23 protein-coding genes are annotated in these 25,973 nt (G+C 39.7%); 18 read left to right on the forward strand and 5 right to left on the reverse strand.

All coding sequences use genetic code 11. The annotated features are described in order from the left end of the window. Positions 1–235: 235 nt before the first annotated feature. Positions 236–1,675, reverse strand: coding sequence for a glycoside hydrolase family 1 protein (locus tag BKO01S_RS20125; protein WP_066058676.1), 1,440 nt, complete (start codon positions 1,673–1,675; stop codon positions 236–238). A gap of 491 nt (positions 1,676–2,166) precedes the next feature. Between BKO01S_RS20125 and BKO01S_RS20130 the strand changes: the two genes are divergently transcribed. The 4 genes from BKO01S_RS20130 (at position 2,167) to BKO01S_RS24710 (ending at position 6,725) form a co-directional block, all read left to right on the forward strand. Then, a complete protein-coding gene (locus BKO01S_RS20130) occupies positions 2,167–4,077 on the forward strand; it encodes a beta-glucoside-specific PTS transporter subunit IIABC (RefSeq protein ID WP_066058679.1) in 1,911 nt (636 codons plus the stop codon). A gap of 70 nt (positions 4,078–4,147) precedes the next feature. After that, positions 4,148–5,569, forward strand: coding sequence for a 6-phospho-beta-glucosidase (locus BKO01S_RS20135; protein WP_066058683.1), 1,422 nt, complete (start codon positions 4,148–4,150; stop codon positions 5,567–5,569). Between the two features lie 126 nt (positions 5,570–5,695). Further along, positions 5,696–6,526, forward strand: a complete 831-nt coding sequence (gene licT, locus BKO01S_RS20140) for a BglG family transcription antiterminator LicT (protein ID WP_066058686.1) — start codon at positions 5,696–5,698, stop codon at positions 6,524–6,526. Between the two features lie 61 nt (positions 6,527–6,587). After that, entirely contained in the window at positions 6,588–6,725 is a 138-nt protein-coding gene (locus tag BKO01S_RS24710; protein ID WP_198158860.1) for a hypothetical protein, read from the forward strand. A gap of 47 nt (positions 6,726–6,772) precedes the next feature. Here BKO01S_RS24710 and BKO01S_RS20145 read toward each other — a convergent pair whose 3' ends face one another. Together BKO01S_RS20145 and BKO01S_RS20150 are read right to left on the reverse strand one after the other, a co-directional pair. Next, positions 6,773–7,681 carry a TIGR03943 family putative permease subunit gene (locus BKO01S_RS20145; RefSeq protein WP_066058689.1) on the reverse strand — a complete coding sequence of 303 codons (909 nt, stop codon included), beginning with the start codon at positions 7,679–7,681 and terminating at the stop codon, positions 6,773–6,775. A gap of 13 nt (positions 7,682–7,694) precedes the next feature. Continuing rightward, positions 7,695–8,690: a permease gene (locus BKO01S_RS20150; RefSeq protein WP_066058692.1), complete on the reverse strand. Its 996-nt coding sequence runs from the start codon at positions 8,688–8,690 to the stop codon at positions 7,695–7,697. Positions 8,691–8,901: 211 nt separating this feature from the next. On the opposite strand from BKO01S_RS20150, the gene BKO01S_RS20155 reads away from it, so the two are divergent. From BKO01S_RS20155 to BKO01S_RS20175, 5 genes are all read left to right on the forward strand, one after another. Further along, the gene (locus tag BKO01S_RS20155) at positions 8,902–9,321 is read left to right on the forward strand and encodes a universal stress protein (RefSeq protein WP_066058697.1); all 420 of its coding nucleotides are present in this window, start codon (positions 8,902–8,904) and stop codon (positions 9,319–9,321) included. Between the two features lie 111 nt (positions 9,322–9,432). After that, a complete protein-coding gene (locus BKO01S_RS25080) occupies positions 9,433–10,395 on the forward strand; it encodes a methyl-accepting chemotaxis protein (protein WP_157077429.1) in 963 nt (320 codons plus the stop codon). A gap of 325 nt (positions 10,396–10,720) precedes the next feature. Then, complete coding sequence (locus BKO01S_RS20165) at positions 10,721–11,161, forward strand: MarR family winged helix-turn-helix transcriptional regulator (RefSeq protein ID WP_066058700.1); 441 nt, start codon at positions 10,721–10,723, stop codon at positions 11,159–11,161. A 21-nt stretch (positions 11,162–11,182) separates the two neighbouring features. After that, positions 11,183–11,581 (forward strand): DoxX family protein, encoded by a 399-nt coding sequence (locus BKO01S_RS20170; protein ID WP_066058703.1) that lies wholly within the window; start codon positions 11,183–11,185, stop codon positions 11,579–11,581. A gap of 196 nt (positions 11,582–11,777) precedes the next feature. Next, positions 11,778–14,141 carry a putative bifunctional diguanylate cyclase/phosphodiesterase gene (locus BKO01S_RS20175; RefSeq protein ID WP_066058704.1) on the forward strand — a complete coding sequence of 788 codons (2,364 nt, stop codon included), beginning with the start codon at positions 11,778–11,780 and terminating at the stop codon, positions 14,139–14,141. A gap of 32 nt (positions 14,142–14,173) precedes the next feature. On the opposite strand, the gene BKO01S_RS20180 is transcribed toward BKO01S_RS20175, so the two are convergent. Further along, positions 14,174–14,365, reverse strand: a complete 192-nt coding sequence (locus BKO01S_RS20180; RefSeq protein WP_066058707.1) for a hypothetical protein — start codon at positions 14,363–14,365, stop codon at positions 14,174–14,176. Between the two features lie 76 nt (positions 14,366–14,441). After that, positions 14,442–14,723, reverse strand: coding sequence for an alpha/beta-type small acid-soluble spore protein (locus BKO01S_RS20185; RefSeq protein ID WP_066058710.1), 282 nt, complete (start codon positions 14,721–14,723; stop codon positions 14,442–14,444). 122 nt (positions 14,724–14,845) lie between these two features. Between BKO01S_RS20185 and BKO01S_RS20190 the strand changes: the two genes are divergently transcribed. The 9 genes from BKO01S_RS20190 to lgt all read left to right on the forward strand — a co-directional run bounded on the left by BKO01S_RS20190 (position 14,846) and on the right by lgt (position 25,874). Further along, entirely contained in the window at positions 14,846–15,073 is a 228-nt protein-coding gene (locus tag BKO01S_RS20190; RefSeq protein WP_066058711.1) for a CsbA family protein, read from the forward strand. Positions 15,074–15,368: 295 nt separating this feature from the next. Continuing rightward, a complete protein-coding gene (gene uvrB / locus BKO01S_RS20195) occupies positions 15,369–17,348 on the forward strand; it encodes an excinuclease ABC subunit UvrB (RefSeq protein ID WP_066058714.1) in 1,980 nt (659 codons plus the stop codon). Between the two features lie 7 nt (positions 17,349–17,355). Next, the gene (gene uvrA / locus BKO01S_RS20200; RefSeq protein ID WP_066058719.1) at positions 17,356–20,235 is read left to right on the forward strand and encodes an excinuclease ABC subunit UvrA; all 2,880 of its coding nucleotides are present in this window, start codon (positions 17,356–17,358) and stop codon (positions 20,233–20,235) included. A 112-nt stretch (positions 20,236–20,347) separates the two neighbouring features. Then, entirely contained in the window at positions 20,348–20,674 is a 327-nt protein-coding gene (locus tag BKO01S_RS20205; RefSeq protein ID WP_066058723.1) for a magnetosome magnetite crystal formation protein family, read from the forward strand. A gap of 20 nt (positions 20,675–20,694) precedes the next feature. Beyond that, the gene (locus BKO01S_RS20210) at positions 20,695–21,801 is read left to right on the forward strand and encodes a DUF4097 family beta strand repeat-containing protein (RefSeq protein ID WP_066058726.1); all 1,107 of its coding nucleotides are present in this window, start codon (positions 20,695–20,697) and stop codon (positions 21,799–21,801) included. A gap of 15 nt (positions 21,802–21,816) precedes the next feature. After that, a complete protein-coding gene (locus tag BKO01S_RS20215) occupies positions 21,817–22,179 on the forward strand; it encodes a phage holin family protein (RefSeq protein WP_066058729.1) in 363 nt (120 codons plus the stop codon). A gap of 181 nt (positions 22,180–22,360) precedes the next feature. Further along, positions 22,361–23,965 (forward strand): alkaline phosphatase, encoded by a 1,605-nt coding sequence (locus tag BKO01S_RS20220; RefSeq protein WP_066058734.1) that lies wholly within the window; start codon positions 22,361–22,363, stop codon positions 23,963–23,965. 130 nt (positions 23,966–24,095) lie between these two features. Further along, a complete protein-coding gene (hprK, locus tag BKO01S_RS20225) occupies positions 24,096–25,034 on the forward strand; it encodes an HPr(Ser) kinase/phosphatase (RefSeq protein WP_066058738.1) in 939 nt (312 codons plus the stop codon). A 21-nt stretch (positions 25,035–25,055) separates the two neighbouring features. Next, positions 25,056–25,874, forward strand: coding sequence for a prolipoprotein diacylglyceryl transferase (lgt, locus tag BKO01S_RS20230; RefSeq protein WP_066058741.1), 819 nt, complete (start codon positions 25,056–25,058; stop codon positions 25,872–25,874). The last annotated feature ends 99 nt before the right edge of the window (positions 25,875–25,973 follow it).

Genomic DNA, 25,973 nt, shown 5'->3' on the forward strand with positions numbered 1-25,973 from the left:
AAAGGAGCGGTGAATCTGTTGGAAAAGAAGTTCATCGAGCTGATGAAGATCAAAAGGAGCGGTGAATCTGTTGGAAAAGAAGTTCATCGAGCTGATGAAGATCAAAAGGAACGGTGAATCTAGTGGAAACGAGTATCATCCTTTTTCCCTCACTAACATCCGGAAAAAGCCAGCCTAAAAAACCACGGACAAAAAAGCATTGGCCCATTCAAATGGACCAATGCTTTCCTATTTATTATAGTTCTTGACCGTTTGTAGAAATAACGTTCTTGTACCAGTAGAACGACTTCTTCTTGCTACGCTCAAGAGTACCGCTTCCGTCATCATGCTTATCAACATAGATAAAGCCGTAACGCTTTGATAATTCACCAGTTGAAGCACTTACAAGGTCGATACAGCCCCAAGGAGTGTAACCCATTAAGTCTACACCATCTTCTATTGCTTCACCCATCGCTTCAATATGCTCGCGAAGGTAATTGATACGGTAGTCGTCATTGATGCTTCCATCTTCTTCAACCTTATCGTAAGCACCAAGTCCGTTTTCAACGATAAATAAAGGTACGCGATAACGATCGTATAATTGATTTAAAGCAATTCTTAGACCAATCGGGTCGATTTCCCAGCCCCAGTCACTTGCTTTTAAGAATGGATTTTTCACACCGTTGAAGATATTTCCATTTGCCTTTTCTTCTTCTGTTAATTCTTTCTTATCTGTACGAGACATATAGTAGCTGAAAGAAATGAAATCAACTGGGTATTGCTTGATAATTTCTAAATCACCTTGTTGCATTTCAAGCTTGATGCCATTTTCTTTGAAATAGCGTTTTGTGAAGGCAGGATACTCCCCACGTACTTGTACGTCTCCACAAATATAGTTAAAGATCTGCTCTTCCTTCATCGCATGTAATACATTAACCGGATTGCAATCATATGCGTAAACAGGAGCATAGATTAACATACAGCCAATTTGAGCATCAGGATTAATTTCATGACAAGCCTTTGTAGCTAAGCTGCTTGCTACAAATTGGTGGTGTAAGCCTTGGAAGCTTTCCTGCAGGCGAACATCTTCAGTAGCTGGAGAGAACCCAAGTCCAAAGATTGGCATATGTGTTGCTCCGTTAATTTCATTAAATGTTAGCCAGTATTTTACTTTGTTTTTATAACGATTAAATAAAGTCGTTGCATAACGCTCGAAGAACCCAATCACTTCACGGTTTCTCCAACCACCGTACTCTTTAATTAAATATAAAGGCATTTCATAGTGAGAAATCGTTACAAGTGGTTCAATTCCATGTTTTAAGCACTCATCGAATACGCGGTCATAGAATGCAAGACCCTCTTCGTTTGGCTCTAGCTCGTCCCCTTTAGGGAAAATACGTGACCAAGCAATAGACAGACGGAATGTTTTAAAGCCCATTTCAGCAAATAGAGCAATATCTTCAGCATAACGATGATAGAAGTCGATACCGTCATGGTTCGGATACGTATATTTTTCCTTGTCGATCTCAAAGTTAAAGCCAGGAGTCGTGATTAATTGAAAACGGATTTTTCCACCAGGCATTACATCAGCAAGGTTCATTCCTTTGCCACCTTCAAGATACGCACCTTCTAATTGGTTGGCAGCTGTTGCACCGCCCCATAAAAATCCTTCTGGAAATTGATATGTTTTAGTCATTTGGAAAAACCTCCATATATGTTTTTATGGCTACGCTTTCACTAGGGCAAAATAAAAAACCTAAACCACGTAGAGAAGACACAATAATCTCATAGTTTACGTGATTTAGGTTTTGCCTGCATAACCAGTAACAATCCTAAAAGGGTTGTTTGTTTAATTGCGTTAACTATAACATGATTTATTTGAACAAGCAAGAATTTTGTAAACGTTATTTTTTTGTATTTTTATATATATAAGATACAAGTCGGTAATCTATAAAAATATTAAAAAATTTAAAAGAAAGCGTTGACACCCACTAAATACCCGTGATAAATTACACGTATCAAATAAAAACTTAATAAATTCCTTGAAGGAATGTTACCTTAAGTGGGCATAACCTGATCTGATTAGAACACAACTTTGCTAATGCAATACGTTTGTGTGTTTCTAATCAGATCAGGTTTTTTATTTGGAAAAATATATAAAATTTTTAATAGAAGGAAGGGTCAAAAATGAAATACGAGCAGTTAGCAAAAGATATTATTGCCAATGTAGGTGGAAAAGAAAACGTTTTCAGTGTGGTCCATTGTGTTACTCGTTTACGTTTTAAGTTAAGAGATGAAAGCAAAGCAAATACAGAAGTGTTAAAGAATATGGATGGTGTTGTTACTGTTATGAAGAGCGGTGGACAATATCAAGTAGTTATCGGAAACCATGTACCAGATGTGTACAAAGCGGTGACTACAGTTGGCGGATTCCAAGGCCAAACGCCTGTCGAAGAAGAGGAAGGTCCAAAAGGATCTCTACTAAGTCGCTTTATTGATATGATTTCAAGCATCTTTACTCCTGTTCTTGGTGTATTAGCAGCAACAGGGATGATCAAAGGTTTTAACGCATTATTTGTGGCATTTGGTTGGTTAGATAGTACATCAGGTACGTACCAAGTTTTAAACGCAACAGGTGATGCACTGTTTTACTTCCTACCAATCTTCTTAGGTTATACAGCAATTAAGAAATTTGGTGGTAACCCATTCATAGGGATGGCGATCGGGGCAGCATTAGTATACCCGACACTTTCAACATTAACAGCAGGTGAGCCTCTTTATACAGTATTTGCAGGAACAATGTTTCAATCACCAATTTACATTACATTCTTAGGAATTCCAGTTATCTTAATGTCTTATTCTTCATCTGTTATACCGATTATTATTTCAGCATTCTTTGCAGCTAAAGTAGAAAAATGGTTAAAGACAGTTATTCCAGATGTAATTAAAGCATTTGTCGTACCAATGTTAACATTATTAATTGTTGTACCACTTACATTTATTGTTATTGGCCCGGTAGCAACATGGGCAGGAAGCTTATTAGGTCAAGGGACATTAGCAATCTATAACGTAAGCCCACTGATTGCAGGTCTACTATTAGGTGGTTTCTGGCAAGTATTCGTTATCTTCGGTCTTCACTGGGGATTGGTACCAATCGCATTCAACAATCTTGCAACACTAGGTTATGACACGATCCTTGCAACAGTATTCGCAGCATCATTTGCACAAACGGGTGCAGTTTTAGCAATACTATTAAAAACAAAGAACCAAAAATTAAAAACACTAAGTATTCCAGCATTTATCTCAGGTATTTTTGGTGTAACTGAACCAGCTATTTACGGTATTACACTTCCATTAAAGAAAGCATTTATCATGAGCTGTATCGCTGCAGGTATTGGTGGAGCTATTGCCGGTGCTACAAATGTAACTGGTTACATTATTGGTGGTCTAGGAGTCTTTGGTATTCCTTCATATATTAATCCTGCTGGAATCGATTTAGGTTTCTATGGTGCAATTATCTCTATCGTTGTTGCTTTCATCGCTGGTTTAGTTCTAACATTATTATTCGGTGGAATTAACAAACAACAACAGGCTTCAACAGATACAACTTCAGCTGCTAGTGAAGTAGCAGCAACAAAGGTTCAAAACGAAGAAGTAGTTAGTCCATTAAATGGAGAAGTGATTGCTTTATCAGAAGTAAAAGATGCTGCATTCTCATCTGGTGCATTAGGTCATGGTGTGGCAATTGAGCCAAGTGAAGGGAAATTGGTTGCTCCAGTTGCAGGAACGGTATCAGCTCTATTCCCAACAAAGCATGCAATTGGTATTACAACGGATGCAGGTGCGGATCTGTTAATCCACATCGGTATGGATACGGTTCAATTAGAAGGTAAGTTTTTCACTGCACATGTATCTCAAGGTGATTATGTGAAAGCAGGTCAATTACTAATTGAGTTCGATATGGAGCAAATTAAAGAAGCAGGTAAGCCGTTAACAACTCCTATCGTTGTAACTAATCATAAAGAGTTCGATTTACAACTTGCGAATGCAAAACAAGTGAATATTGGGGCTCCATTATTTACACTAGATACGAAGTAATTAAACAAACGCGAGGAGAAAGGAAGAAACATTTCCTTTCTTCCTGCTGTTTTAGAAATGGAGGATATTTATGGCTTTTCAAAAAGGATTTTTATGGGGTGGCGCAATTGCTGCTAACCAAGCAGAAGGTGCATACTTAGCAGATGGTAAGGGATTAACGACTGTTGACTTAATGCCAACTGGAAAATTACGTTGGGAGATCTTGTTAGGTAATCTACCTTCGTATGAACCACTTGAAGGGGAATTTTATCCTTCGCATGAAGCGATTGATTTTTATAACCGTTATAAAGAGGATATCGCACTATTTGCAGAAATGGGCTTTAAAGCATTACGCTTATCGATCTCATGGGCAAGGATTTTCCCAAATGGGGATGACGCTGAGCCAAACGAAGCGGGACTACAATTTTACGACAATGTGTTTGATGAATTAATAAAGTATGGAATTGAGCCAGTCGTAACGATTGCACACTTCGATGTACCGGTTAACCTAGTGAAAAACTACGGTAGCTGGAGAAACCGTAAGCTTGTTTCATTCTTTGAAACCTACGCGACAACTCTTTTCAAGCGTTATAAGGACAAGGTAAAGTATTGGATGACATTCAACGAAATCAATATGCTCCTGCACTTGCCATTTGTTGGAGCTGGTCTTGTATTTGAAGAAGGTGAAGACAAGAAGCAAGTGAAGTACCAAGCAGCACACCACCAATTGGTTGCAAGTGCATTAGCTGTAAAAGCTGGTCACGGAATTAATCCAGAAATGAAAATCGGCTGTATGCTTGCTGCTGGTCAGACATACCCTTATTCATGTAATCCAGAGGATGTCTTTGATGCGATGGAAAAAGACCGTGATTCGTTCTTCTTTATTGACGTACAATCTCGCGGAGCATACCCTGGTTATGCAAAGAGATTCTTCAGAGACAATAACCTGAACATCGAAATGGAAGCAGGAGACGAAGAGCTTCTTAAAAACCATACAGTTGATTATCTTGGCTTTAGTTACTACGCAAGTCGTACAACAAGTACTGACCCAGAAATCAACAAGACAACATCTGGAAACGTATTTGGTTCCATTGAAAATCCATACTTAGAGAAGTCTGAGTGGGGTTGGACCATTGATCCAAAGGGCTTCCGTATTACAGCGAACCAATTATACGATCGTTATCAAAAACCTCTTTTCGTTGTGGAAAATGGACTAGGTGCGGTTGACGTACCTACAGAAGACGGAGAAGTGAATGACGATTACCGTATTGAATATTTACGTAAACACGTAGCAGAGATGTCCGAAGCAATTGAAGATGGCGTCGAAATTCTTGGTTATACAAGCTGGGGACCAATCGACCTTGTAAGTGCATCAACAGGTGAAATGAAAAAGCGCTACGGCTACATTTATGTTGACAAGGATAATGAAGGAAATGGAACTCTGAACCGTTCAAAGAAGAAGAGCTTTGACTGGTATAAAGAGGTAATTGCTTCTAACGGTGAAAAACTATAAGTTGGATGAAAATGGGAAAGCGAGTTATTGGCTTTCCTTCTTTTGAATGTCTAAAAGATTTTATAACGATCACTATTTCCATTATAATAATAGAAAGAGAACCATAATAAACTTATAGGTGGTCAAATGAAAATAGCCAAGGTATACAATAACAACGTAATCAGTGCGTTTAATGAAAAAAACGAAGAGTTAGTCGTGATGGGGAGAGGTCTGGCCTTTCAAAAAAAGCCAGGTGATCTTGTTGATGAGGATAAGATTGAGAAGATTTTTGCTTTAAAAAATAATGACATGTCAGAGAAATTTAAAACTCTTTTATATGAAGTTCCGATTGAATACATGGAAGTAACCGAGGATATTATTAAGATTGCGAAAAGTAGGCTCGGAAGAAACCTTAACGATAGCATTTATATATCTTTAACCGACCATATTCACTTTGCGGTAGAACGTAATGAAAAAGGGTATGACATTAAAAATGCCCTTTTATGGGAGATCAAAAGGTTTTATAAGCAAGAATTTATCATTGGTATGGAAGCCTTAAAGATCATTCAAGAGAAACTGGGGGTACTTTTACCAGAGGATGAAGCAAGCTTTATTGCCATGCATATCGTGAATGCTGAGCTTAACCAAGAAATGCCCAATGTTGCGAATATCACAAAAGTCATGCAGGATATTTTAAATATTGTTAAATATCATTTCAAAATAGACTTTGACGAGGAATCATTAAATTATTTTCGATTTATTACACATTTAAAGTTTTTTGCTCAACGATTATATAGCAAGACGTATATTGAGGATGACGATCCGTTTTTATTCGAAACAGTGCGTGAGAAGCATAGGGCTGCTTTTGAATGTACGGAAAAAATTAATGAGTATATCGAAAATCAATTCGATTACAGTCTAACGAATAATGAAAAATTATATTTAATTATCCATATCCAAAGAGTCGTGAACCGCTAACTGCATAATTTAGTAATGACATGGAAAAAATCTAATTATCACCTTAGAAAGGGGTATTTAGATGAGCGTATACGAAAATTTCCCTGTAGCGAACCTCGACAGAAGTCAGTTAGAGAAAATCACCTCTCTTGAGAAGGAATTGCGGAAGGAAACAAACGAAAATATCGTGTTAATTGCCTATGATGAAAAAGATGAATAATATAAAAGGAGGGGAGAATCACGAATAGATGCCATTCTCCCCTTTGTTTATAAAATTCTCACGTTTAACGGAAATAGATAGGGTTTGGATGGTTCCTCAATCGTTTTCCAGTCGGTAATTTTGATAAAAGGCATCTCCATTCCGTTATAGGTCGTTACATCAAGTACACCGGTGGCTTCCACCCATGTGTCCTTTTCTAGAGTAGCTGCTTCATCAAACTGTGTTAGGAAACCGATAATACTAGCATCGGCCACACAGTGAGTGATCAAGAAGCGGGAGATGACAAGCTGATCTGTTTGAAAGCCTTCCTCTTTATAAACAAAGCCCTTCAATGTAATTTCTTTCCCTTTATAAGACGATACATCCTTACTAATCTCTTCATAATTTAAATAGTACACATAATCATCCATGACAATCGGGTCACTCTGCTTTAGTTTTTGTACGAGAGAATTCATCTCTTCTTGAGTGATTTCTCCATACGGATTTGGAAGCACCTCCGTGTCTGAAGGTTGAACCTCTTCTTCTTCATTCGTTGACTCATTGGATGAAGCTTTTTCACTTTTTCCTGTAATAACAGCCATTCCACCTTTTTTCTCAGCGATTGATGAATCAAGCACCTTGGCTGGTAAAGCAAAACCCGTAATGAGTGGAAAGGCAATAATAACGTACGAGATCACTTTTTTTAATGTCATCGGTGTATTCCCATGATCATGGTTATGATCACAACCGTGATTGTGGCTGCATTCATGATCGTGATGATGAACCTTTTTCTCCCAAATTCGCGTAATCTGGATAAAGAACAGGATGAGAAACAAAACAGAAGCAATCTGACTCAGACCGATGTATTTCGGATTAATAAACTTTGTAATCTCACCGGTATAGTGAAATTTAAAAATTAACACCGTGAAAAAAAGCAAAATGGCTGCGCGTACGGCTTGTTGGGCTTGGAAGACCATTTATTATCCCTCCTTATAAAAAGCTCTGCACGAGCACAATTGATAGAAATACTGTCGTTGCAACAAAAAATAGTACACTAAAAACAAATTTTGCACGGAATACACTTAGCATCATAAGTGTGTTCTTTAAATCAATCATCGGTCCGAAAATAAGAAACGCTAGGACAGATGGTGTTGGAAAGATACTATTAAAGGAGGAACCGATAAAAGCATCTGCTTCTGAGCAAAGGGATAATACATAAGCAAGACCCATCATGACAGCGATGGAGGAAAAAGGACCATCTCCTGCCTCTAATAGGGATTTAGCTGGCATATAGGTTTGCACAGCGGCCGCGAGAAAGGCTCCAAAAATGAGAAACTTCGCCATATCAAAAAACTCATCGATGGAGTGGGTAAGCATCGAAAAGAAACGCTTGGTAAAAGGCTCTTTTTTTCTGGCTACTGGGATGGTTTGTGTAGTGACCAGTGCCTGCTTGAATTGGTGTCCTCGGAAGAAAAAGCTCACAAGAAACGCAACCATAAGAGCAACCGCAAACCCAAGCCCCATTCTCCAACCAGCAATCGCGGCATTATTTCCAAACGCCATGTATGTGGATGCAATGACAATTGGGTTAATAAGTGGTCCAGTTAGCATGAAGCCAATGGCTGCATATAAAGGAACCCCTTTTGATACCAGTCGTCTTACAATTGGTACGATTCCACATTCGCAAGCAGGGAACAACGCACCGACCACACAGCTCATGATGATTGCCTTAGTCCTACTTTGAGGAATCCATCGCTGGATATGTTCCTCTGTTACAAAGATTTGGATTACACCTGCAATCAACACACCGATAAGTACAAATGGAAAAGCCTCTATTAATATACTTAGAAAAATAGTATTCAGATTTAGAAATGAGGAGGGGAGAATGTCTCCAACGTCTAATTTTAATGTCAATAAAGAAAAAGCAGCTGCTAATAAAATTAATCCAGTAATATCAAACAAATTCGTACGAACAATTCGGTTCATATGTCCCTCCTACGTATTGGTTAAACCGTAACAATTACGTTTTATATTGTACCTTAAAATATATGGGCTTGTACATGGGAATATGTCTCTCTTTTTCGAAAGGCTTATATGTGAAGAAAACAGAGGTTGCGGTGAGGAATATCACTGCTATAAAGAGGCATTTCACGCATAATTAACATATTAAAAATTCTCTTTAAAAGGAGGTCAACATGTGTATAAAAACATTATATTAGCTACCGACGGATCCGATCATGCGAAAAGAGCAGCAGAAAACGCCATGCATATCGCCAAATGCACCGAAGGATCTTTAGTAGAGATCGTCTTTGTCGTGGATGCAGATAAAGTGAAGTCAGATGTACGGAGCAATTGGAACTCAGTTGATTTGGACGGAAAACGAAAGGAACGAATAAGGGAAGTAGAAAAAATGGCCAGAACGTATGAGGTATCCTACAAGGTTACCATTTTGCAAGGTGAACCAGGCCCTGCCATTGTTGAATATGCCAACAATCATCAAGCCGATATTATTGTCATTGGCTCTAGAGGGTTAAGTGGGTTGCAGGAGTTTGTACTCGGAAGTGTTAGTCATAAAGTCGCCAAACGGGCAAACTGTCCTGTGTTAATTGTAAAATAAACATCAAGCATCTAACGCATGCTTGGTGTTTTTTGTATCTATGACATAAATCACAAAATTAGACCTCTTAATGCGATATGATTTTTATAACTTTAAAAAAGGGGTATCTAAATGTTTAATATATTTAATAAAAATAAGAAGTTACAAAGTGAGTTAGACTTTTTCAAATCAGAGTATGCAAAAGCAACCCAGGAAAATCAGGAAATAGAACAACGGATGAATGAGCTTTTACACAGCTTGTATAGGGATTTGGTTTCTACAGTGAACCAGCACGAGGTTGTGAATGGGCAACATAATGAGTTAGCAGAGCTTGTTGCTAAAATTAAAAGTCGATTCGACAAAGTGGAGGGAATTAGCAAGCATTCAAATGACATATCGACTAAGACGCTTGGGATAGGACAAATCCTTATTGATTCCACGGATGAATTGGTGAGAGAGTCACGGGAGGGAAGAGAGGCTGTTGGCAAAGTAGAAACTATGATTCAGAAGCTTGGGGAGCAATCGAGTCTGGCAACAAACAGTATGACCCAACTAAACATCCGATCAAAAGAGATCGAAGACATTGTGAAGGTCATACATTCCATTGCTGAACAAACGAATTTACTTGCCTTAAATGCATCTATTGAGGCAGCGCGTGCTGGAGAACATGGAAAAGGATTTGCTGTGGTTGCAAGCGAGGTAAGAAAACTTGCAGAAAGTACTGCCAATAGCACCATGGATATCGATGCCCTCACAAAGACCATCCAGCAAGAAATTAACAAAGCTTTGACTGAGACACAAACAAGTTTATCCATTGTAAATGAAGGAATTCAACTTAGTACAGATACAACAGCAAAAATTGATCAAATCCTAAAGGTTATAGGAACAGTGCAAACCGAAGTACAAACCGCCCTCCTCACCATACAGGAACAAAAAGCATGCAACGGTAAAGTGATTGAAGAAATTAGTATGACAAAAGGAGTATTTAATCATGTAAATGACGCCATTTTACAACATATCGATGATGCTCATATTGTTGACCAACAATTGGAAGAAGGGATTATGCAGATTAAGGGGATTGGTCAGAAAGAGTAAGGTATATGAGAAAGAGTTTTACGACGCGTTTGCCCTGATTTCGCTAGTGTATCAAGTCATAAGGCAAAGTTTATGACCTGTGTTGTGTATGTTTGAACGGCTTTCAGGTCATAAAATACGCTTTATGACCCAAGGTAGCTTTCTATTCCTGGTAAAAAAGGTCATAAATACTTGTTTATGACCTTTTCAAGCAGGTTTTCAAGTCAATAAGGTCATAAAAGAAATAAACTTTCAAGCACCCATTGACAATATCTCGAATTCATACTATTATTATCTCATATTCAAGATATTTGAATCAAAGGTAAAGAGACAAGGGGGTGAGAGTATGGATAAGATTTGTTCTAACCAACCGTATCTGCTACTCATGCAAACAACCAAGGCGATTCAAGAATGCATTAAGGCAAATGTGGCAAAACATGAGCTAAGTGTAACAGAGTTCTCTGTTCTCGAAGTACTTTTTCATAAGGGAACTCAGACGATCCATGAAGTTGGAAGCAGCATTCTTGTGGCTAGTGGATCGATGACGTATGTAGTTGATAAGCTGGTACAGAAGGGTTTTTTAGAGCGAAATAATTGTCCAGGAGATCGACGAGCCATTCATATTTCTTTGTCGGGTCAAGGGAGATTATTAATGGATGCCCTTATTCCCGAGCATCAAGTACTGATTGATTCCATGTTTGCCTCCTTCAATCATGATGAGGTGAACAGTTTAATAGATGTACTAAGGAAAACGAAGAAAAAAGTTCAAGAACTATCAAATGAATAAACAACTAGGAGGAATTACAAGATGTTAGATTTAGGATTATTATTGATTCGTGTTGTTATAGGGTTATTATTTATTGGCCATGGTGCGCAAAAGTTATTTGGTTGGTTCGGAGGTTACGGACTTAAAGGTACAGGTGGCTGGATGGATTCCATCGGGTTAAAGCCTGGAGTAACAATGGCTCTTCTTGCTGGATTATCGGAGTTGGTTGGAGGATTATTCTTTGCGGCAGGCTTCTTAACTCCACTTGCAGGCCTATTAATTGCAGCTACAATGGTTATTTCAATTGTTAAAGTTCATGGAGCAAATGGATTATGGTCAACAGCAAACGGATATGAGTATAACTTAACTTTACTAGCTGTAGCTATTGGTGTTGCGTTAACGGGACCTGGAGCCTATGCAATCGATGCATTTATTTTTTAATTTATCTCGACCTTGAGAATAATTACATTAGGTAAAATACCCTCCTTCATACTAGGAGGGTATTTATTCGTTTACCTAATAAATAAACCTTTTATCCCTGCGAAAATAGTAGGATATTACTGTCGAATCATGGTAAAATGGAGTCCACAGTAGGGAGAGAAGTCTACTGAATTTTGCTCTGGGATGAGGGGTTACTTTGCTTGGGTCTGCCACATTTTATGTGTTCAATTTAAGCGATGTTTTGATTGCTATCTTCATTTCGATAATATGCTGTACATTAGGGGCAGAATTTTGTCGACGGCTGAAGCTAGAAAATTATACGTTTACTAGAAGACTATTATACTCGTTAATGCTAGGTTTTTCTTTTTGGATCGCGTTATTATTGGTTTGTTTTGCCATTGAATTACCCTACTCTACAGGGAATGTCAATTTATACTTTCAATTGAGTTTTTATTTCTGTTTCATCGGATCTTATATTGCTCTGGGTGTAACAAAACAGGGACTTAATAGCTCTATACAGTACATATTTGCAGGATTATTTATTACGCTTTGTATTTTAGGTACACTTGGTCTTGGTTTTTATCTACTTTACTCTGATCAGCTTGATGTAAAGCCGGTTCTTGCCACCATGACCGTATTCCTAACATTAGCCACGATGTTCTCTTTGCTTCGATTCCTGATTCAAATTACAAATGCTGATATTTACCATTTTCTTTCAAGATGGAAACTTGTTGGTAGTATTCTTGGTGGAGCTGCTTTTTCGGGAATACCTTTTATCGTCATTGTTTCCATGTTTAATCTTGAGGAAATTGCTGCTGATCATACGACACCATTGGTTATGCTGTTACCATTTACATATAGCGTCATTACGAATCTTGCCTTAATGCTTGTTCCTGATCTGTTTGGTGAACGATTATTGATGCGTAACATCCAGTCATATTTATCGCTCTTTAACCATAATCCAGATGCAGTCTTTGCGGTGAATTTGTCAGGCCATATCCTGCATGCGAATAAGGAAGCCTTTATGCTTACGGGCTATGATCAGGAAGCGATTAAGGGTTTGCATTTCAAAGAGTTATTAGTCTACGACAGGGAGGAAATTAATCGCTATTTACAAAGCGTACTCCAAGGAGAAATTCAATCGGTAGAAGTAAAACTTCGACATCGAGATGGCTTTTTTATTGATGTAAGAATTACACCTGTTCGAATTATCGTTAAAGAAGAACTGATTGGTGTATATGGAATTGTCCGAGATATTACGGAGAAGACGCATGCAGAGGAGACGATTCGCTACCTTGCTTATCATGATGACTTAACCAACTTGCCGAATAAACGTATGCTTGAAAAAGTGGCTACAGAAGCAATTGTTGAAAACCAACCTTTTTATCTCTTTTATATTGATTTTGATCGTTTTAAACGGATTAATGATACATTTGGTCATTTTTTCGGTGATAAAATTTTGCAAGAAACCGGGAAAAAACTTGAGGAGCTCATGCCTAAGAACTGTACGATTGCAAGGCTAGGGGGAGACGAGTTTGCAGCTTTGCTACCTCATCCAGCAGACTATGATACGGTAGCACAAAGTGTTATTGATGGGTTTCGTACACCCATCGTACTCGATGGATTTGACTTTTTACTTACAGCGAGCATCGGTGTGGCCTCTTTTCCAAAGGATGGAGAAACAATCTTGGAATTATTAAAGGCGGCAGATCTAGCCATGTATCGAGCGAAAAATCAGGGGTCAAACCGATATGTTGTTTATGAAGCGACGATGAAGGAGCAATCACTTAATAAAATTCAGATTGAAAGTGATCTTCGTAGAGATATAACAAATCGTAAATTGACGGTTTATTATCAGCCGAAATTTGATACGGGTTCGAACCAATTGGTTGGGTCAGAGGCACTCCTTCGTTGGAACCATGAAGAAAACGGTTTTATTCCTCCAAGTAAGTTTATTCCTATCGCTGAAGAGAGCAATTTAATTATTGATCTGGAGAGATTTGTGATTACTGAAGTTTTCGAGACCATTGGTGGATGGAAGCGGAAAGGGATGCCGGTACCAAGAACGTCTATTAATATTTCGGTCATTCATTTTTACCAAGAGGACTTTGTTGATTTTATCATAAAAAATCTAGCAAAATATGAAATTGACGGTAGTGATATAGAGATTGAAATTACGGAAAGTGTGATTATGCGCGGGGAAGAACGAGTAAATCAAAACCTGCTTGCGCTAAGAAAAGTCGGGGTTGAGATCAGTGTGGATGACTTTGGTACTGGTTATAGCTCGTTAAGTTATTTGCAAAAGCTATCTGTTGATCGTTTGAAAATTGATCAATCATTCATTGCTGATTATGAGAGCAATAAAGAAATTATCTCTGCCATCATATCGATGTCCCACAACCTAAATCTGAAGGTCATTGCAGAAGGGGTAGAGACATTGAATCAAATCGGCTTCCTGCAAAATATGAATTGCTTCGAGGTGCAAGGTTATTTCTACTCTCCGCCAGTGGAGCGCTCCAATTATGAAGAGATCTTAACCAAATACGGTATTGCTAGCTGAAAATGCCTCTAATGATAGAGGCATTTTTCCATTTATTTATTCGTTCTAACAAAAATATTTACAGCTTCTTTTTGAATTTGAAGGTTTTCATACTGGTAGTAGCTAGTCCCATACGTGGCGTAACCTTCTTTTAACAGTTGGTTTATCAATACGGAAGGATGTTCAACGTGAAGTGGTATGGTTTCGTCTTCTTGTTTTAAATAAAAATTAACCTCGATACTCATAATCGTTCCCTCGCACTAAAATGGTCCGTTTTCCCATATTATATCAAGAAGGAATGTGAAAAGGGTAACAATTTTTTTATTCTGACGATTGATTTCTCATTCTCTCTTGAGCAAGTCGAACCATTTCCTTGACCATGCTACCACCGATTTGACCACCGATTTTCCCTGCTTGGTGGGAGGTGAGATTCCCATTGTTTCCTCTTTTCAACGGAATGTTCATATCAGCTGCCACCTCGTATTTCACTTGATCCGGGTTATCCTTGGACACTGAATATCCTCTCTCCTTCATAACATCAGCTTTTAATGAATCTAATGCCTCTCTAGCCTCAGGGATTAACGGACGTCTTTTTCTTGCCATTAAAAAAACCCCTTTCTACCTTTTTTTCTTAGTATGTACTTTCCTTATGTGAAATACTTGTGCTACAGGAGTTGACCATATATTCTAGAATTATAAGTGGTAATAAAGAGGGGTTGAATAAGATGAAGTATGTATTGGGTCTTTTTATCCCTGGTGCTCTCGTTATTTTTTTCACAAGAGTTACATACAGCCATGTGATTGGTTTATTGCTTACAGTTGCTCTAATAGCCGCATCAGTTTATAAGGGATACACCGATTCCTTTTTGCTCATTATTGTAGATGCATTGTCATTAACGATTGGTTTTGCCTACTCGAGACTGGTCCGAGAGAGGGCAAAACAACGTTCGTAGCAGGAAACTTGTCGATAAAATTTTCGACAAGTTTTTTTATATATTTTCTAGTCATAGAGGGTGCTTGACCCAATTCAATCAAACGTTTGATTGACTATTTTTCGACTAGGAAAGACAGACTTCATCATCCGAAAGAAAAAATACCGAATATTTGTTCGTATATCGTTGGTTTGTTTTCCCTTATTTGTGGTAGAATGATTAATATGAAAATATAGGTTATATGCTCAGCTAGGTCCGTAGCAGCTAGTTAAAATAGATGAAATTCTAATGGATGCTTTTAATAGGAGGAGTACTTGTGAAGGACCAATTTGAATTAGTCTCTAAATACTCACCACAAGGAGATCAGCCTGCAGCAATTCAAAGGATTGTTGATGGAATACATAACGGTGAAAAACGTCAAACGTTACTCGGAGCAACAGGGACGGGAAAGACATTCACGATCTCCAATGTCATTAAAGAAGTAAATAAGCCAACGCTTGTGATCGCTCACAATAAAACACTTGCTGGTCAGCTCTACAGTGAGTTCAAGGAGTTCTTTCCGAATAATGCTGTCGAGTATTTTGTTAGCTATTATGATTACTATCAGCCAGAAGCTTATGTTCCTTCAACGGATACGTTTATAGAAAAGGACGCAAGCATCAATGATGAAATTGATAAGCTTCGTCACTCTGCGACATCCTCATTGTTCGAAAGAAAGGATGTCATTATCATTGCAAGTGTTTCTTGTATTTATGGTCTCGGTTCTCCTGAAGAATATCGAGATCTTGTGCTGTCACTAAGGACAGGGATGGAAATTGAACGTAATAAGCTCCTACACCGCTTAGTTGATATCCAATATGAAAGAAATGATATAAACTTTCAGCGCGGAAAGTTTCGTGTTCGGGGGGATGTCGTTGAGATTTTCCCGGCTTCACGTGACGAGCATTGCTTACGTGTGGAGCTATTTGGCGATGAAATTGATCGAATTCGAGAAGTTGATGCATTAACAGGGGAGATTCTTGGTGAAAGAGACCATGTTGCTATTTTCCCAGCTTCCCACTTCGTAACCCGTGAAGAAAAACTTCTAGTTGCCATTGAAAATATCGAGAAGGAGCTAGAAGAACGTCTGACCGACATGCGTGAGAACGGCAAGCTTCTTGAGGCCCAACGATTAGAGCAACGAACGCGTTACGATTTAGAAATGATGAGGGAAATGGGTTTTTGTTCAGGAATTGAGAACTACTCTAGACATCTTACTTTAAGGCCATCTGGGTCAACACCTTATACATTGATCGATTATTTTCCAGAGGACTTCTTGATTGTAGTCGATGAGTCTCATGTCACGCTTCCGCAAATTCGTGGAATGTTTAATGGAGACCAAGCACGTAAGCAGGTTCTTGTTGATCATGGCTTCCGTCTGCCTTCAGCGATGGATAACCGTCCGCTAACATTTACCGAATTTGAAGAAAAAATCAATCAAATTGTGTTTGTTTCGGCAACACCGGGACCGTATGAGCTTGAGCACACGCCAGATATGGTTCAACAAATCATTCGACCAACAGGCTTGCTTGATCCAACAATCGATGTTCGTCCAATTGAAGGGCAAATTGATGACCTAATCGGAGAAATTCATGAGCGAATCAAGAGAAATGAACGCGTACTTGTAACGACATTAACGAAAAAGATGTCAGAGGACTTGACCGATTACTTGAAAGAAATCGGCATCAAGGTACAATATCTACACTCTGAGATAAAAACGCTTGAAAGAATTGAAATCATCCGAGAACTCCGACTAGGAAAATATGATGTACTGATAGGAATTAACCTGTTAAGAGAAGGGTTGGATATCCCAGAGGTTTCATTAGTTGCGATTCTAGATGCTGACAAGGAAGGCTTCCTTCGTTCTGAACGCTCGTTAATCCAAACAATTGGTCGTGCAGCGCGTAATTCACGCGGGCATGTGGTGATGTATGCGGATCGTATGACAAACTCCATGGAGCTTGCTATTTCTGAGACCAAACGACGTCGTTCCATCCAAGAAGAGTACAATGAAAAGCATGGAATCACACCGATGACGATTCAAAAAGATATTCGAGATGCCATTCGTGCGACCCATGCGGCAGAAGACGAAGCGGAGTATAAGACAACAGAAAAGCTTACAAAGCTTACAAAGAAAGAGCGCGATAAGCTGATTGAAGATATGGAGAAGGAAATGAAAGAAGCTGCGAAGGCACTGAACTTTGAAAGAGCGGCAGAGCTTCGCGATTTAATATTAGAGTTGAAAGCGGAAGGATGACGAACCAATGGCAATGGAAAAGCTCATAGTTAAAGGGGCTAGAGCTCATAATTTAAAGGATATCGATGTGACCATTCCGCGAGATAAGCTCGTCGTACTGACAGGACTTTCAGGCTCGGGGAAATCCTCTCTTGCATTTGATACGATTTATGCTGAGGGGCAGCGCCGTTATGTGGAATCATTATCAGCCTATGCAAGACAGTTTTTAGGGCAAATGGATAAGCCGGATGTTGATATGATTGAAGGACTTTCACCTGCTATTTCAATTGACCAGAAGACTACCAGTCGTAACCCGCGTTCGACCGTCGGAACGGTTACGGAGATTTATGATTACTTACGTTTATTATTTGCAAGGGTGGGGCGACCAACCTGTCCGAATCATGGAATTGAAATTAGTTCACAAACGATCGAGCAAATGGTTGACCGAATTATGGAGTATCCTGAACGAACAAAGCTCCAGGTGCTTGCACCGATTGTTTCGGGTCGCAAGGGGACACATGTAAAGGTCTTAGAGGATATAAAAAAGCAAGGATTTGTTCGTGTACGTGTAGACGGAGAAATGCTCGATCTCAGTGACGAAATCGAACTGGAGAAAAACAAAAAGCATACGATTGAAGTAGTTGTTGACCGTATTGTTGTTAAAGAGGGAGTCACTGCCCGTCTCGCTGACTCCCTTGAAACTGCTCTTGGACTTGGTGAAGGTAAGGTTATTATAGATGTCATGGGCGAAGAGGAGTTATTGTTTAGCGAACACCATGCCTGTCCATTGTGTGGCTTTTCGATTACAGAGCTTGAGCCTCGTATGTTCTCTTTTAACAGTCCGTTCGGTGCGTGTCCAGACTGTGATGGATTAGGTTCAAAGCTTGAGGTGGATGTGGATCTTGTTATCCCTAATAAAGAATTATCCTTAAAGAAACATGCCATCGCACCATGGGAACCAACGAGCTCTCAGTACTACCCACAGCTGTTAGAAGCCGTATGTAACCACTTTGGTATAGATATGGACATACCTGTACAGGATATTCCAAAGCATTTGCTTGAAAAAGTGTTATATGGGTCAAAGGAAGATGACATTTACTTCCGTTACGAAAACGACTTTGGCCAAATCCGTGAGGGTTATATTCAATTTGAAGGTGTCATTCGTAATGTGGAGCGCCGTTACAAGGAAACAAGCTCTGATTTTATTCGAGAGCAAATGGAAAAGTACATGGCACAACACCACTGCCCGACCTGTAAAGGGGATCGCCTAAAGAAGGAAACATTAGCAGTTCTAATCAATAACCATCATATAGGAAAAGTAACTTCCTTCTCGATTGAAGAAGCTCATCATTTCTTTGACCATCTCGATTTAACGGAAAAAGAAAGAAAGATTGCTAACTTAATTCTTCGTGAAATTAAAGAGCGTCTAGGGTTCTTAATCAATGTAGGGCTTGACTACTTAACATTGAATCGTGCGGCGGGAACATTATCTGGTGGAGAGGCACAACGGATTCGTTTAGCTACACAAATAGGTTCAAGACTAACTGGAGTTCTCTACATTTTAGATGAGCCATCAATCGGCCTTCACCAACGAGACAATGACCGCCTCATTGAAACGTTGAAAAATATGCGTGATATCGGAAATACACTCATTGTTGTCGAGCACGATGAAGACACGATGCTTGCTGCCGATTATTTAATCGATGTCGGTCCGGGGGCAGGAGTTCATGGTGGACAAATTGTATCCGCTGGAACGCCTCAAGAGGTCATGGACGATCCTAACTCGCTAACCGGTCAATATTTAGCAGGAAAGAAATTTATCCCGCTGCCGATTGAGCGAAGAAAAAGTGATGGTCGCTACGTCGAGATTAAGGGCGCTAAAGAAAACAATTTGAACAATGTAAATGTAAAATTCCCGCTCGGAATGTTCATTGCTGTTACTGGAGTTTCTGGTTCAGGGAAAAGTACATTAATCAATGAGATTCTCCATAAATCCTTAGCTCAAAAATTAAACCGTGCAAAAACAAAACCAGGTCAGCACCGAGAAATCAAGGGGATCGAGCATCTTGATAAGGTCATTGATATTGACCAATCACCTATTGGCCGTACACCACGCTCAAACCCTGCGACATACACTGGGGTGTTCGATGATGTTCGGGATGTGTTTGCATCCACAAATGAAGCAAAGGTTCGTGGTTATAAAAAAGGTCGATTTAGCTTTAATGTCAAAGGTGGCCGCTGTGAGGCATGCCGCGGAGATGGGATTATAAAAATTGAGATGCACTTTTTACCAGATGTATACGTCCCTTGTGAAGTGTGTCATGGTAAACGATACAATCGAGAAACGCTAGAAGTAAAATACAAAGGCAAAAATATCTCAGATGTATTAGATATGACGGTCGAAGATGCACTCGTATATTTTGAAAATATCCCGAAAATTAAGAGGAAGCTTCAAACAATATATGATGTGGGGCTGGGTTACATCACACTCGGCCAACCTGCCACGACTTTATCTGGTGGGGAAGCGCAAAGGGTAAAGCTTGCATCAGAGCTTCATCGCCGTTCAACCGGCCGTTCGTTCTATATTCTTGATGAGCCGACCACAGGGTTACACGTGGATGATATTTCAAGATTACTTGTCGTCCTACAGCGACTTGTGGAAAACGGTGATACGGTATTAGTGATTGAGCATAATCTTGATGTAATTAAAGCTGCCGACTATATTGTCGACCTTGGTCCAGAGGGGGGCGACAAGGGCGGTACCATTATTGCGATGGGAACCCCTGAACAAGTAGCAGAAGTTCCTTTATCGTATACTGGGAAATACCTGAAGCCAATTCTCGAACGTGATCGTGAACGAATGAAGAAGCAAATTCAGCAAAAAGAAGAGCAAGTAACTAACGCGTAAGGTGGGGAGCAGTTCCATATAAGGAATTGCTCCTTTTTGTATCAATCTCCTCAAAATTCATGAAACTTTTATTTATTAAGAACGTACATATGAGCAGAGGAGATGACGGAAAATGAATACGAATAAAGTTTTGGCCGGTATGAGTTATTTGAGTATCTTTTTTGCTGGGTTTATTTTTCCATTAGTCGTGTTTTTAGTTACAACTAGTCCCTACGTAAAACAGCATGCAAAAAAAGCATTTCTGTCGCACTTGATCCCAATTATTCCCGTTCCGTTTCTAGTCGGTGCAGCGGTTTATCTAGATTTTACTAACCAATTATCAGACACCACTCCCATTTATATCATTGTAGGCGCACTTTTAACTGGATTGATCGCCATTATTGTTACGATTTGGAATCTTGTAAAAGCTATTAAAGTTTTTGCAAATGAAGATTATTAGCCTATTGAGGAGGGTATGACATGAAAGAAGAAAGAAAACGAATATTACAAATGGTTGAGGAAGGCAAGCTTAAGGTTGATGAAGCGTTGCTACTATTAGAAGAGCTGGAGAAATCCAATTCTTCGATGGAAGAAAAGCAACAAAAATTATATAACGAGCTGTCAACGGTAGTGAATTTTGAAGAGGGAAAAAAGTCATCAGGCTTCTCTCAGCAAAAGGCCCAGTCTGCAAAAGAAAAAATACTAGAGTTTGTCGATGTTGCTTTTAAAAAGATTAAAGACTTCGATCTTGATTGGAACTTCGGACAGTCGGTTGATGTTTCTCATATCTATCAACAATCACATACCAGGGTACAGGATATTGATATTGACGTAGCCAATGGCTCCGTAGTGCTTATACCGTGGGAGCAACCGGATGTTCGCGTCGAATGTGAGGCAAAGGTGTACCGTGTGGAATCACCAGAGGAAGCGAAGAGCCTTTTTATCAAGGATGTGTTATTTTCGGTCGAAGGGGATAAACTACGTTTCGGAGCACAACAAAAATGGATGAAGGTTCAGGCGAAGGTATACGTGCCGACTACCGATTTTGAACAGATTCGCATCCGTATGTTTAACGGGCCCATTACAAGTGAAAATCTGGTGGTATCGTCTTTCAAAGCAAAAACAGCGAATGGGAAAGTGGAAGTGTCGAATATGAAGAGTTCCAAATCAGAACTTGAAACGGCTAATGGGCAAATTACAGTGAAGCAAAGCTCAGTCGGTGATTTGGAGGCTGAAACGATTAACGGGGCTATTAAAGTGGATGGTACTTATAAAAAGCTCGACCTTCAATCTTTTAACGGAAATATAGAATGTGAGCTTGGTGGAGACCAAGGTGATGTGGTGGTAGCAAAAGCAACAACGGGTTCGATCAAGGTGAAGGTACCTATGGCTTGGGCGTTAAGTGGGGAATTGAAGTCCAACCTCGGTGGATTCCAAGTGGATGTAGACGATATTTCAGTCGTAGAAAATAAGAATGAAGTTGTTCAAAAAATGTTTAGCTTTAAATCTACAAGACCGATGGATTCATTTACAACGATTCTTGCAGATACAAAGACTGGTTCGATTTCGTTGAAAAAAGTGAAATAAGAATGGATGATTGTGATGAGATGGCTTATAGGAATAGGAATTAACGCGATATTGTTTATTGCACTAGCAGGCTATTTTGAAAGTTCCTTTTATATTGAAAGCTTTGGGGCAGCGCTGGCCGCAAGTTTCATATTAGCAATAATAAATCTGCTGGTAAGACCTATTTTAATTATTTTAACGTTGCCGATCACGATTTTGACAGTAGGTGCATTCTTGTTAGTTATAAATGCAGTAACGCTTCTGCTCACTGATAAGTTAGTCGGCACCTCCTTTGAAATCGAAGGATTCTGGATGGCTTTCCTCATCGCACTCATCATGTCGATCGTAAATGTCATCCTTCAGAAAACCGTTTTTCAAAATAAGAAGGAAAACAACTAAGGTTCCACCCTCCTTTTGATTAAAGGAGGGTTTTTTCGTGAAAGAACAGCCATTTTTCAAAGAATTATAGGTTGTTTTGGTTCACTTTATAAGTGTTCCTTTTCAATCACGATTTTCCATTTTTCCGGTTACTTTCCACCAACATGTACAAAATAAACAACGATTGGGAAAGGAGGCTTTTATGAGCAAGAAGCTACTGATTACAACCTTGGCATGTATGTTATTACTTGGAAGTGTAGGTTGTGCGGAGATGAAAGCCCAGCAGCCAAAACCTGAGTCCCCGAGAAATGTAATTATAATGGTGATGGACGGTACAAGTTCGAGCGCGGTCACCTTAGCCCGCTGGTATAAAGGAAGAGACCTGGCGTTAGATCAAATCCTGGCAGGTGGCGTCCGAACATATTCCGCACAATCAGCTATCACAGACTCAGCGGCTGCTGCCACTGCTTTAGCGACTGGGAATAAAACGGACGAGCATTATATCGGGCTACTTCCGTCGATAATCACGACACCCGGGAAGCAGGATGAGAATCCAAAGCATGCCCTTATGCCAGTAGCCAATGTGCTAGAAGGAGCAAAGCAAGTAGGAAAAGCTACGGGTATCATCGCGACCTCTGAAATCCAACACGCCACACCGGCTGGATTTTCCACACATGTTCCAAGTCGTAAGCAACAAGAGGATATTGCTGAGCAGCAGGTCTATCAAGAAATCGATGTTGTGCTTGGCGGTGGGGCAGTCCATTTAAATAAGCGTAAGGATCAGGAGAATCTTCAAAAGGTTATTAAAGAGAAAGGCTATCAGTGGGTGGATACTAGAAGTGAATTACAAAAGGCGAACGGTAAAAAGATCTGGGGAAGCTTTGCGGAAGAGTCCCTGGCCTATGAGTTAGATCGTCCGGCAACGAAGCCTTCTGAGCCCACTCTCGCAGAGATGACAAGCAAGGCCATTCAAACCCTTTCGAAAGACGAAGATGGATTTTTCCTGTTTGTTGAAGGAAGTAAGATTGATTGGGCTGCTCACAATAATGATATTGTTGGCATGATTAGCGACGTATTAGCCTTTGACGAGGCGGTAAAGGAAGCCATCACATTCGCAAAAAAGGATGGAAATACGATGGTGATTGCTGTAACAGACCATGGAAATAGTGGAGTCTCGCTAGGGAATATGCAAACCACTAAATCGTATGCACATACTCCTGTTGACAACTTCATTCAGCCACTGAAAAAAGCGAAGCGGACCGTGGAGGGAGCACTTGAAGATCTGAAGGAAGATCGCTCTAATATCAAACAAGTGGCCAAGCAGTATGGTATTGATGAGCTAACTAATCATGAAGTGAGAATGCTGAGAAACTCTAGAAACGTCCGCGCAGATCTATGTGCCATGATAGCACAAAAAGCGAACCTTGGTTTCACAACAGGTGGTCATACGGGCGAGGATGTGTTTCTGTACGCGTATGGTCCGTCTCATCCTACAGGCTATTTAGAGAACACGGAGCTCCCTGAAAAAATGGCGGAATTCATGGGCTTTCATTTAGAAAAAGTAAGCCAATCATTGTTCATGAACGCAAAGGAACATTTTGAAAAGCAAGGATATGTTACAAAAATGGATCATGCCCAAAAATATAATCCTGTATTTGTGGCTACCAAAGGAGACCTGTCCATTGAAATTCCTGCTAATAAAAATATCATGATGGTGAATGGAAAGACACATAAACTAAATGGTATCTCGGTTTATAATGGAACAGACTTTTTTGTGAGTGAACAGGTAAAAGAGTTTCTCCCTTAACTGTTAGCCCTTCTCAATCTTGAGGAGGGTCATTTTTTTGACAAAATATGAGGATGAAATTTGGTTCTTTAAAAAAAGATGGTAAAATAGATAGGAATTGTCTCTTTACATACAGAGGAGGAAGACGACCATGGCGAAAGTTCGTACGAAAGATATTATTGAAAAATTTGACCTTGAGTTAATTAGTGGAGAAGAAGGAATAAATCGCCCGATTACGATGAGTGATATCTCAAGACCGGGTATTGAAATAGCAGGTTTTTTTGATTATTATCCAGCCGAGCGAGTTCAATTGCTTGGTAAGACGGAGCTGACATTTGCGGAAAAATTATCACCAACCGAGCGTGCTATTCGTATGGAAAAGCTTTGTACGGATGTAACTCCTGGAATTATTGTGACAAGAGAACTTGAAATACCTGTAGAGCTGGTCGAAGCATGTGAGCGCGAGGCAGTACCACTTATGCGTTCAAGACAGAAAACCACTCGTTTTTCTGGACGTTTGACAAACTTTTTAGAAAGTAAGCTTGCACCTACAACGGCTGTTCACGGTGTTCTAATTGATATTTATGGGGTAGGGGTTTTAATCACAGGTAAAAGTGGAGTCGGGAAAAGTGAAACAGCTCTTGAGCTAGTCAAACGTGGACATCGATTAGTGGCAGATGATTGCGTGGAGATTCGTCAGGAGGATGAGGATACGCTGATCGGTAATTCTCCAGAATTGATTGAACATTTACTTGAAATTCGTGGACTAGGAATCATTAACGTGATGACGTTATTTGGCGCAGGTGCAGTTCGAAGCCATAAACGGATTACCCTAGTGATTAATCTGGAATTATGGGATCAAGCGAAACAGTATGATCGCTTAGGATTAGATGAAGAAAAGATGCGTATCATCGACACCGATTTAACAAAATTAACCGTTCCTGTTCGACCAGGTCGTAACCTAGCCGTTATTATTGAAGTAGCAGCAATGAACTTCCGTCTAAAACGAATGGGTGTGAATGCAGCGGAGCAGTTTACGAATCGCCTTGCTGACGTGATCGAAGAAGGCGAGCATGACGAAGAACACTAAAAATAAGGGGGATGAGATGGAATGGAATCAACAATTCAGCCGATAGACCCAATCGCGGTGTCGCTCGGTCCAATACAAATCCATTGGTACGGTGTGATCATTGGGGTAGGCATTGCACTCGCATTATTTTTAGCGATGCGAGAAGGAGAAAGAAGAGGACTACATAAAGATATTTTCCCGGATCTTATGCTGTGGGCGATCCCGATTGCAATCATTTCAGCGCGTATTTATTATGTGGCTTTTGAATGGGATTATTACTCACAAAATCCCGGGGATATTATCAAGATTTGGAATGGTGGAATTGCGATTCACGGGGCACTTATTGGTTCTGTTATAACAGCGATTGTTTTCTCTAAAAAGAGAAACATTTCCTTTTGGAAGCTTGCTGATATCGCTGCACCAAGTATTATCCTTGGGCAAGCGATTGGCCGTTGGGGGAATTTTATTAACCAAGAGGCTCACGGTGGCGAAGTAACAAGAAGCTTTTTAGAGGGCTTATTCTTACCAGACTTTATCGTGAACCAAATGTATATTAATGGGACTTATTATCATCCAACCTTCTTATATGAATCGATTTGGAATCTATTAGGGTTTGTTCTCTTACTGTCTTTAAGAAGGGTGAATCTACGACAAGGAGAGATCTTCCTTTCGTATGTGATTTGGTACTCCATTGGACGCTACTTTGTGGAAGGGTTGCGTACAGACAGCTTAATGCTAACTGAATCTTTACGTATTGCTCAAACGATTTCGATTGCTTTAATCGTTTTAGCTGTAGGGCTGATTGTATATAGAAGAGTAAAAGGGTATTCGAAGGTTCGTTATTTGGACCAGAGTGTTTAAAACATAAAAAAGTGAGAGGGATAGTTTCCTCTTCCGCAAGCTGGTGTTGCTATGCAACAAAGGCTTGCTTCAGGAGAAACTACCCTCATCCTTATAGAA

It is taken from the genome of Robertmurraya korlensis NBRC 107688 (genome assembly GCF_001591645.1).
Lineage (GTDB): Bacteria > Bacillota > Bacilli > Bacillales > Cytobacillaceae > Robertmurraya_A.